This window comes from Parafrankia sp. Ea1.12, assembly GCF_900465275.1.
Lineage (GTDB): Bacteria > Actinomycetota > Actinomycetes > Frankiales > Frankiaceae > Parafrankia > Parafrankia soli.
In genome coordinates this window covers 1-10,690 of sequence record NZ_UBIZ01000107.1, presented here as the reverse complement: position 1 = coordinate 10,690, position 10,690 = coordinate 1, and the positions used below count along the sequence as shown (strand labels likewise).

6 protein-coding genes are annotated in these 10,690 nt (G+C 73.3%); 3 read left to right on the top strand and 3 right to left on the bottom strand.

What is annotated here, in order from left to right; translation table 11 throughout:
* The first annotated feature begins 267 nt into the window (after positions 1 to 267).
* A complete protein-coding gene (locus FMEAI12_RS02375; RefSeq protein ID WP_112104816.1) occupies positions 268 to 1,941 on the top strand; it encodes a hemolysin family protein in 1,674 nt (557 codons plus the stop codon).
* Positions 1,938 to 2,984, top strand: coding sequence for a hemolysin family protein (locus FMEAI12_RS02370; RefSeq protein WP_071065605.1), 1,047 nt, complete (start codon positions 1,938 to 1,940; stop codon positions 2,982 to 2,984). Before FMEAI12_RS02375 ends, FMEAI12_RS02370 begins: the two co-directional genes overlap by 4 nt.
* 148 nt (positions 2,985 to 3,132) lie before the next feature.
* On the opposite strand, the gene FMEAI12_RS02365 is transcribed toward FMEAI12_RS02370, so the two are convergent.
* Entirely contained in the window at positions 3,133 to 4,455 is a 1,323-nt protein-coding gene (locus tag FMEAI12_RS02365) for an ABC transporter substrate-binding protein (protein WP_112104815.1), read from the bottom strand.
* A 441-nt stretch (positions 4,456 to 4,896) separates the two neighbouring features.
* On the bottom strand, positions 4,897 to 5,715 hold the full coding sequence (locus FMEAI12_RS02360) for a class I SAM-dependent methyltransferase (RefSeq protein ID WP_112104814.1): 819 nt from the start codon (positions 5,713 to 5,715) through the stop codon (positions 4,897 to 4,899).
* A 513-nt stretch (positions 5,716 to 6,228) separates the two neighbouring features.
* Between FMEAI12_RS02360 and FMEAI12_RS02355 the strand changes: the two genes are divergently transcribed.
* Complete coding sequence (locus tag FMEAI12_RS02355) at positions 6,229 to 9,039, top strand: WD40 repeat domain-containing serine/threonine protein kinase (protein WP_112104813.1); 2,811 nt, start codon at positions 6,229 to 6,231, stop codon at positions 9,037 to 9,039.
* A gap of 250 nt (positions 9,040 to 9,289) precedes the next feature.
* Here FMEAI12_RS02355 and FMEAI12_RS02350 read toward each other — a convergent pair.
* The coding region (locus FMEAI12_RS02350; RefSeq protein ID WP_200835161.1) for a substrate-binding domain-containing protein at positions 9,290 to 10,690 on the bottom strand (1,401 nt) is incomplete at its 5' end.

Sequence of the window (10,690 nt, the reverse complement as noted above, 5' to 3'; positions counted from 1 at the left end):
CCATGGCCTGTGGGATGTGTGTCGGTCCAGGGGCTACGCCGTACCACGGCGTAGCCCCTGGACCGACACACATCCCACAGGCCATGGTGAAACGGTCCGCTTCCGGCGCGCGTTGAACCAGCTCGACGGGGGTAGGCAGGTCCGCAGGGCGGCCACCGAAGACCGGCGGCCGCCTTACCCGACGGAAGGGATCATGAAAAGCTCCGACGACGCCGGATGTAGTTCCGGCCGACCCACGCGTAGGGAAGCGCCCGCGGGGGTCGATCGGTGACAGAGGCGCTCCTCCTGCTCCTCAGCTTTGCGCTAGTCATCGCATGTGGCATCTTCGTCGCGGCCGAGTTCGCGTTCGTGACGGTGGACCGGCCCACGGTCGAGCGCTCCGCGGCGGACGGCGACAGCCGCTCGGCGGGCGTCCTCACCGCACTGCGAAGCCTCTCCACCCAGCTCTCCGGCGCACAGCTGGGCATCACCATCACCAACCTGGCGATCGGCTTCCTCGCCGAGCCCGCCATCGCGGACCTACTTGAAGGTCCCGTCACGAGTCTGGGTGCCTCCGAGGGCCTGGCACGTGGTCTCTCCGTGGCCCTAGCACTCGTGCTCGCGACCGCGTTCACGATGTTGTATGGCGAGCTCGTGCCCAAGAACCTGGCCATCGCCAGGCCGCTGGGGACGGCGCGCGCCGTCCAGCGTCCGCAACGGCTCTTCACCCGGGTGACCAGCCCGGTGATCCACTCGCTGAACAACACCGCGAACGCGCTGCTGCGGCGGGTCAACGTCGAACCCCAGGAGGAACTGGCGTCGGCACGTTCCCCGCAGGAGCTGTTCTCGCTGCTCGGCCGGTCGGCCGAGCACGGAACGCTGCCGCGGGAGACGGCGACGCTCATGCAGCGCTCGCTGACCTTCGGCGACCGGGTCGCCGAGGACGTGATGACTCCCCGGATGCGCATGCAGTCGATCGACGCGGACGCCCCCGTAGCCGAGGTGATCAGCGCCGTCCGGCGGACCGGGCACGCCCGGTTCCCCGTCATCGGCGACGGCAGCGACGACGTCGTCGGCCTGATCCACGTCAAGCACGCGGTGAGCGTGCCGGAGGAGCGGCGCGACATGGTACAGGTACGCGCCGTGATGATCCCCGCGGCGACGGTGCCGTCCTCGATGCCCCTCGAGCCGCTGTTGGAGACGCTGCGCTCGGGCGGCCTGCAGATGGCGATCGTCGTCGACGAGTTCGGCGGGGTCGACGGCCTGGTGACGGCGGAGGACCTCATCGAGGAGATCGTCGGTGACGTCGTCGACGAGCACGACCGGGTCAGCCCCCGGGCGCTGCGCCGCCGGGACGGCAGCTGGCTCGTCTCGGGCCTGCTGCGGCCGGAGGAGGCCAGTGAGGTCACCGGCCTGCCGATCCCGGCTGACGACGCCTACCAGACGCTGGGCGGCCTGATGTCGCGCACCCTCGGGCGCATCCCCGGCACCGGCGACACGATCGTCCTGGACGGCATCCGCTACGAGGTCGAGCGGATGGACGGCCGCCGCGTCGACCGCATCCGGCTCGACCCGCGGGGCGACGCCGCGGCGAACCCGGCGCGGGCCGACATCGCGGAGCAGCCCTCGGGCGAGGCGCCAGCCACGACTCCGCCAGCCACGACTCCGCCACCTGCGACCCCGGCGGACACGAAGGCCACCGACGAGAATCCACCGACCGCAGTGCCAGCGGACACAGCGCCGGCAGGCGCGGCGTCGGCGAGCACAACGGCGGCGGACGCGACGGCGGCGGGCGCGGCGCAGGCAGACACAGCCCCGCCGGTGGACACAGCACCGCCGGCGGGCACGAAGCCGCCGGGCACCGGGCCTGGACGGGCCCGCGGCCGGGACCGCGCTGACGACGCGGGCCGGCGCGGGCGCACGCGGTCGGTCTCAGCCGGGGTCAGGGAGTCCGAGCGATGAACGACGTCCTCGCCCTGGCCGTAACCGTGCTGCTGCTCGCCGGCAACGCCTTCTTCGTCGGGGCCGAGTTCGCGATCATCTCCGCCCGCCGGGACACCATCGAGCCGATGGCGCTCGCCGGTTCCCGGGCGGCGAAGGTGACCCTGAAGGCGATGGAGAACGTGTCGCTGATGCTGGCCGGAGCCCAGCTCGGCATCACGGTCTGCACGCTCGGTCTGGGCGCGCTGAGCGAGCCGGCCATCGCGCACCTGTTGGAGGGGCCGTTCGAGGCCGTGGGCCTGCCGCTGTCGCTGCGCCATCCGGTGGCGTTCGCGATCGCGCTCACCGCCGTCACCTACCTGCACGTGGTGATCGGTGAGATGGTCCCGAAGAACATCGCGCTGGCCATGCCGGACCGGGCGGTCCTGCTGATGGCCCCGCCGCTGGTCGCGGTCGTCCGGGTGGTGAAGCCGGTGATCTCGATCCTCAACCGGATCGCGAACCTCTCCCTGCGGGCGGCGCGGGTCGAGCCCAAGGATGAGGTGACCAACGTCTACACGCGCGACGAGGTGGCCGGGCTCATCGAGGAATCACACCGCGAGGGCCTGCTGGCGGAGGACGAGCACGACCTGCTGACCGGCGCGCTGTCGTTCGACGAGCGCACCGCGCGCAGCGTCCTGCTCCGCCCGGACAGCCTGGTCACCGTGCCGCCGTCCATCACGCCCCGCGAGGTCGAGCGGCTCGCGGCCGACACGGGCTTCACCCGGTTCCCGGTCCGCGGGGACGACGGTGACCTCGTCGGCTACCTGCACCTCAAGGACGTCCTGGAGAACCGCGAGGACCGACGTTCGGCCCCGGTGGCGGCCAAGTGGATCCGGCCGCTGGTCCGTGTCGGGGCGGACGACAGCCTGCGCACTGCGCTGGCCACCATGCAGCACTCGGGATCGCACCTGGCCCGGCTCTCCGACGGCGAGGGCCGGATCCTCGGCCTGGTGGCGCTGGAGGACATCCTCGAGGAGCTGGTGGGCGAGATCCGCGACGAGGCGACCCGTCAGCGCGCCTGAAACCGGCGGGGGGCGGTGCCGGGCGGGCGCTGGGCCGGCTCAGTGCCCGCCCGTCGCCCGTCGCCCGGCGCCCGTCGCCGGGTGCCGGGTGCCGGGCAGCTGAGCTGACGGACGGACGCGGGCGGGCGCGCGGCCGTCAGCGCGGCCGTCAGCTCAGCGCCTCGCCGCAGAGGGCCATGGGCATCTGGACCTGGAAAGCGTCCGCGGCCGGGGACACTCGGACCACGCTCACGCAGGCGGTGGGCGCGGACTTCACCGCGAGGTCCACCGGCCTGGGCAGCAGCCCGTCCGCGTCGTAGTCCGCCACCTTGCGCAGCGCGGCGATGTAGCCCGCGCGGGTGGGGCACGGACCGGCCTCGACGAGGCCCCGGAGGAAGAGGTCGGCGGTCATCCAGCCGACCAGACCGGTGGTCTGCTCCCGGCGCTCGATCTGGGGGGCGTAGCGGGACATCGCGTCGAGGTAGCGCTCGTGCGCCGGGGTCCCCGCCTCGAAGGGCACGAAGTCGACGAGGAAGAAGCTGCCGGCCAGGCCCTGTGGACGGCGATCGAGCAGGCCGGGGTCGTACCCGATCGGCACCATCACGACCTTGATGGTCGCCCCGGCCTGCCGGGCGGCGGTCGCGACGTCCGCGAGCGCCTGCGGGGGCACCACTCCGGTGATCATGTCGGCGTTGGCCGCGCGGACCCGGGCCGCGACGGCGTTCAGGTCGAAGCCGGTCGGCGTCCAGTCGATGGTGTCGACGACCTCGACCGAGCCTGCGCGCAGGCTGTGGGCGATCCGCTCGTCGATCTGCCCCGAGGCGGGGATCTGCTCGGTCCGCAGCAGGACGGCCCGGGTGGCGCCGTGCGCACGGGCGAACACTCCGAAGACCGAGTTCCCGAGCTGGCCGCCGAGAACGTTGGAGTAGCCGAAGGCGTTGTCGCCGCTGGCGGTCAGATCCTGGCCGATGGTCGGCACGCCGCGCTCGGCGAGGTAGCTCACCGCCTCGGTCGCGATGCCGCTGGTGCCGACGATCGCGAAGACCTGGTCACGGTCGACGAGCAGGCGGGCGCCGCGCAGTGCGCCGTCGGACGTCGACTCGTCGTCGCGCCAGTCGTACCGCACCTGCCGCCCCTGGATGCCGTCGGTACCGTTGACGACCCCGAGCCTGGCGTCGATGCCGGCCCGGAACGCGCGGGACAGCGGCGAACCCGAGCCGGTGTCCGGGTAGAGGGCTCCGAAGCGGACCTCGTCGGGGGTGACGCCCGGCGTTGGCGTGCACGAGGCGCGGGCCCCGGCCGTCCTGTCGGTGCCGCCGGCGGAGCACCCGGTGAGCAGGATCGGCCCGGCCATGCCCAGCCCGGCGACGACGGCGGCGATCCGCCGCAACGGACGGAGCCGGCGCGCCCGCTGGACCCGCCGCGGCGGGCCGATCTGGCCGACCCGACCGGCCTCTCGCTCGTGCGCGGCGGGAGTCGGTCGGGTCGTCATCGGTCTCTCCTGATGTCCGGGTGCCGCGACAGGTGCGGGCAAGGCGCGGGCGGGCGGGCGGAACCTCCTGGGCCGGTCCCGGCCCGAAGACGACTCCGGCACACCGTGAAGCCGGCGCACCTGGAAAAGGGATAGATCAGGACACTAGGTACGGCTAGGGGCAAACCGACTCGGCAAACCGTACAACATCACGGCAGCCAGGCCCAGTAACCGCAGCCAGATCGACCCGCCCGCCCACCGAATGGCGCGTACACGGACTGTTGTCGGACGGACAGCGGCTCCCGGATGCACCCCCGGCCCGCGCAGGCTCCTCAGCCGGCGGGCCCGACCGGGTGCGAGCCCGCCAGCGAGACCCACGGCAGCGCGAGCGCCATCGCGAGACGCACCGCGGCGTCGGCGAGCATCCCGGCCCCCCACGGCATGCGGCTCAGCGGCGCCCGGTCAGCGGCGCGGACCGGAGGCGACGATCACCGCCATCGACGGGGCCCACCAGTAGCTGCAGTCCGCCGGCGGACGCAGGCCGTCGACGACCCGGACCGAGAACGTCTCGAAGTGCTTCAGCAGCGCGCGCTGGTGGCGGCGGGAGAGGGAGTCGATCTCGTTCGAGTAGTAGGTGAACGACCCGTCGTCCGTCAGGTGCGCGGCGGCGTGCGGGAAGAAGTGCTCGGCGAACGTCGCGTCACGCACCACATAGTCGTCCACCTCGCGCTCGTCCAGCGGATAGGTGTCGAACAGGATGCCGTCGAACCGGCCCAGCCCCGGCAGGGCGTCCTGCCAGCGCCCCGGCACGATCTCGACCCCCTGCCGCCCGTCGGCTCCGGCCCAGGCGCGCGCCGTGGTGGCGACGTCCGCGTTCGCCTCGATGATCGTGTGGGTCGCCGGCCGGAGCTCCTGGACGAAGCCCGCCGAGATACCGAGGCCGAAGCCGACCTCGCACACCGAGCCGCCGGGACGGGTGGCCGCGCGCGCGAGCGCCAGCATCAGCGGGCGTTCCCAGGTCTGCATCACCTCCTGGCCGGAAACGAGCAGGGTGCCGTCGGCGACGGTCGGCGTGGCCTCGTCGACAGCAGTGTCGATCTTCGGACGGGTCACACCCGGGACCATGCGCGGCGCGACCTCGTCGAGCGCGCCGACGTCGGCGACGAAGTCGTCCAGCGCCCGGCCGAGCAGCCACCGCCGCGGCTCGTCGGCCACCGGCGCCAGCAGCGTCTCCGACGTCGGGGTGAGTGTGACCTCGAACTTCGCTGCGCGGCGGAGCACGTGACCTCCCAGATCGACACCATCGGGGCGAACCGGCCAACGGTCGCACGAAAGAACGCGCCGGTGGACGGCCGGGATGCACGGTATCCGCCGTCGGGCACCGATCCGACCGGTTCGGCCGGGTCCGAGCGACGAGAGCCGCCGGACCCGGCGGCTCCGCCGGGTTCACCACGAGCAACGAACAGGCCTGCCAGACCTGGGATCTCGCTAACCGGCGTGCCGTAGGATCAGATTGGCGCGGTGTGCACGGATGATCGTTACCGAGTGACCGCTGCTGGCTGACCGCTGCCGAGTGATCGTGTGCGGATGTCGTTCAGGCGGCTGGCAGCACGGAACGATCATCAGTGTGGCTCGTAGGTCGGAAGATCGGCGGGCGGCGCACTGGCCGACCGGGTGGGGGCGGCGCTCGAGTCCGTCGCACGGCGCGCCGGGCAGTGGCGCCGGGCCTGCCCGCGCCGGGTCGTCGACCTCGGCAGCCCGCGGCTGCCGTGACAACCGCAGGAGTGGGGCCGCGTGACCGGAGCTACGCCACCACCGGTGTCCGGGAACACCGCGCGCCCGTTGCGGACCGAGGACCCGGTACAGCTCGGCGCCTACCGGGTGGTGGGCCGGCTCGGCCAGGGCGGGATGGGCGCCGTCTTCCTCGGCCAGGCGCCGGACGGCACCGCCGTCGCGATCAAGGTGATCCGCCCCGAGCTGGCCTCCCGGCCGGAGTTCCGCGCCCGCTTCGCCCGCGAGACCGAGAGCGCCCGCCGGGTCCGCCGCTTCACCACCGCGGCCGTGCTCGACGCCGACCCGAACGGGCCGCAGCCGTACCTGGTCACGGAGTTCGTCGAGGGCCCGACACTCTCCCGCCACGTGGCCGCGCGCGGCCCGATGCGGCCGGCCGATCTCGAACAGCTCGCGGTCAGCGTCGCCACCGCGCTGTCGGCCATCCACGCCGCCGGCATCGTGCACCGCGACCTCACCCCGGCGAACGTGCTGCTCTCCCCGGTCGGCCCGAAGGTGATCGACTTCGGGCTGGCGCGTGAGTACGACACGGTCAGCGACCTGTCCCGCAACGTGAAGCAGGCGATCGGCACGCCCGGCTACATGTCGCCGGAGCAGATCCTCGACCTGCCGATCACCGCCGCGGTCGACATCTTCGCCTGGGGATCAATCATGATCTTCGCGGCGACCGGGCACCCGCCGTTCGGGCACGGCCGGATGGAGGCCGTCCTCTACCGCATCATCAACGAGCAGCCGCAGCTCGACGGCGTGACGGGCGAGCTGCGCGAGCTCGTCGAGCTCGCCATGCGTAAGGACCCGGCCACCCGGCCGAGCGCCGAGGAGCTGCGCGCGTCGCTGATGGGCGGGGTGGCTATCCCCGACCGGAGCGCGGCACCCGGGCCGCCGGGCGGCACCGAAGGCACGGCGGGCACGGCCGGGGCGCCCCGCGGCCGCCGCTGGTCCCGAGGCGGGCGCCGCGACCGCGCGGGGACAGCCTCGGGAACCGCCGCCGGCGCAGCCGCCGGAGCGGCCGCGAGCGGGCCGGTCGGACCAGGCGACGTGTCCGGAGCAGGCGGAACACCCGGAGCAGGTGCTGGCGGAGCAGGTGCTGGCGGAGGCGGGAGCGCCGTCGGAAGCAGGAGCGGGGGCGCTGTCGGAGGCCGTGGCGGGAGCGGAACCGCGGCGGCGGCGCACGGGCCGCTGACACACGCGCCGCGGGCCGGTGCCGGGCCCGCGCTGGGCACCCCGCCGCCGGCGTCGTCGTTTCCCGGTGTCTCCTCACCGGGCTCCGCCCAGCCCCGCACACCGTCGGGACCGATCTCCCAGCCGCCTCCATACCCGCTGTCACCCGCGCCCCAAGGCCAGGGCGGCCAACCGGCCGGCGGACAGGGCACCGGCGGGCCGGGATGGTCGGGGCCGGTGCCCGCGGGGCCGCTCGCGCGACCAGCCGAGTCGTCCGGGCCGGTGTCACCGGTGCCGGGTGCCCCGGCCCCGGCCGGCTCCGGCGAAGGAGCGGGTGCCGATCCGTCGCAGGGCGCGGAGTCCGGTCACGGGTCCAGGCGCCGCACCATGGTCCTCGCCGGGTTCGCGGCTCTACTCGTCGCCGCCGTCGTCGTACCGATCGTTACCCTCGGTGGCGGCGGTGGTGACGACGGGTCGAGCGCGGACCGCGAGGCCATCGCGGCGCACCTCGCCGCGACCGCCGCGGCCAGCCGCGCGCAGGACCCGGCGCTCGCCGCTCGGCTGAGCCTCGCCGCCTACCGGATCGCGCCCGTCCAGGCCGCCGAGGACGCCATGGTCGCCTCGTTCGCAGGTGCGTCCGCGGTGCGCACCCCGGCCTCGGACGCCCCCTACGGGGATATCGCCATCAACCCCGCCGGCACCGTCCTCGCCGCCACCAGCGCGGACGGCGTACTCCGGCTGTTTCGGCTGACCGACGGCGGCGAACCGGCGCTGATCAGCGAACGCCGCTCGGACGACCCGTCCGACGGCATCGCGTTCACCGGCGACGGCACGCGGCTCGCGACCGGCGGAACGCAGAGCGCGGCCCGCCTGTGGCAGGTCACCGATCCGGCGAACCCCCAGCAGGTCGCCCAGCTGGACGGCCTGTCCCGTCCCGTTCACGTGGCGCTGTCCGCGGACGGATCGCTGCTGGCCGCGGCCGCCCAGGACGGCACGTTCGGTCTGTGGAACGTCTCGAACCCGGCCGCGCCCGCGATGCTGCGCCTCCAGCTCACCACCGCCGTGATCACGGACATGGCCCTGACCCCGGACGGGAAACTGCTGGCCACCGCGGGCATCGGTGGTGACGTCCAGCTGTGGAACATCGCGGACCCTCGTAAACCGGTCCGGGCAGGGGTGGCGTCCGGCGCGGTCGGTGCGGTGAATGCCGTCACCTTCAGCACAGATGGCCACCAGATGATCACCGGTGGCGACGACCGCACCGTCCGTGTCTGGGATGTGCGCGACCCGATGGCCGCCCGTCTCACCAGTGAGCTGCACGGCCACACAGCCCCGGTCAACGCCGTCGTGTTCGGTGCTGGCGGCCAGCCCGTCAGCGGTGACCAGGCGGGCGTCGTCGCCTACTGGGACACCTCGAGTGCCGTGCCCATGGTCCGGGTCGGTGATCTGAAGAGCTCGATCCTCGCCCTGGCGACGGACGCCGCAGACGACCGGCTCGCGCTGAGCACCGAGTCCGGGAAGGTCGCGGTGTGGTCCACGGACGCCGCGAAGCTCACGACGATCGCCTGCGCCGACCCGGACGCCCGCATCAGCCGGGCCGAGTGGGAGCAGCGGATCAGCGAGCTCCCGTTCCGGGACCCGTGCACCGCCTGATCCCGCCACCATCTGATCTCCACCTCGGGCTGATCGCCGCCGCCCGATGTCCGCCGCGGGCTGACCCAGCGGGAACGACAGCCCGGTAGGAACGACAGCCCGGCAGGCACCGCAGCCCGACGGAAACCACGAAGGGCGTCCGCCGCGGGCATCGCGTGCCTGCGGCGGACGCTCTTCGCGGCGAGCCGGCGGAACTGTGTGGCTGACGGCGCCGCGGTTCTGCGAAACCGCGGCGCCGTGGACGCACGGGTCAGGCCGTGACGGGTGGTACTCCCTTTGTCAGCTCGTCGACGCGGGCCACGTTCTCGTCGATCGTGCTCTTGGTCCGCGGGACGTAGTGCGCGTCGAAGGCGATCTCCTCGCCGTTCTCCATGTAGTAGCGCATGAACGCGGCGGTCGCGGGCTTCTGCAGCGAGTCCTTACGGGCGTAGACGAACACCGGCTTACACAGCGGGAGGTAGAAGCCCGTTCCGGCCGTCACCGCGTTCGGCTCGACACATCCCTCGCCGTTGTCGATCTCCAGGCCCCTCAGTCGGGGCCCGAAGGTCTCGAACGTCGGGAAGTCCAGGAAGCCCATGGCCAACCGATCACCGGCGACGTCGTTCGCGACCCCGCTCAGGTCGGTCTCCTGGTACTGCCGGGACCGGGAGCTGGAGTCGTTCACCGTCGAGTTGAACACCTGCGCCTGGACGGTGTTCCGGGCCGGCCCCACGAACGCGATCGGCTCGTCCGGGAAGGACGGGTCGATCTGGTTCCACCGGTTGATCGTCGAGCCGGCGTCCCAGACCTTGCGCACCTGGTCGAGGGTCATGCAGCGCGCCCAGGTGTTCTGCGGGTTCACCACGATCGGCAGCGTGTGGTGCGCGACCTCGAACCCGACGATCTGGTCGGCGCAGCCGGGGTCCTTCGAGAAGGACGGGTCGAACTCGAAGGACGCGCCGACGATGTCAACGCCACCCGCGCAGAGCTTGGCGAAGCCGTCCTCCGTCGTCGACGCCTCAACGTTCACGGTCACGTTCTGCTGAACCTTGCGGAACCCGGCGTAGGCGGTCTCGGTGATCGGCGCGACCTCGCTGGAGCCCGCGACAAGCACCGTGTTGGGTCCGGGTGTCGGGGCTGCGGGCGGCGCGGTCGTCGCCGCGGGCGGCGGCAGCGTGGCGGTGGGCGCGGCGATCGGCACGATGCCGTTGGACGGCGTGTCGTCGCCGCCTCCGGTCAGCACGATGCCCAGGGTGGTGCCGCCGGCGACGAAGACGATCGCGGCCACGGCCGCGGCGATCGTCGCGCGGGACCAGCCGCCGAACAGCCCGCCGCGCGGGACGGCCCGGGTGCCGGCGGAGCTCCCGCCGAATGTTCCGGCCTGGGACGGTGTCGGCGCGGCCGACTGAGGATCACCGCCGCCGGCGGTCCCAGCGATCCCGGTGACTCCGGTGGCCGCGGGCGCTCCTGTCGTCCCGGGGCCGCCGGGCGTGGCGACCGCCTGGGTGCGGTCGCCACCGGCCGACGAGCCGGCCGCCACGGTGTGCGCGGCGTCGCCGTAAGGGTACGAGCTGCTCCCCCAACCGCCCTGGTACCCCGCGCCGGCCGGCTCCCCGGTGGACGTCGCGCCTGTGGACGTCGGCCCGGTGGGTGGCGGGGCCGTGGTGGGTGG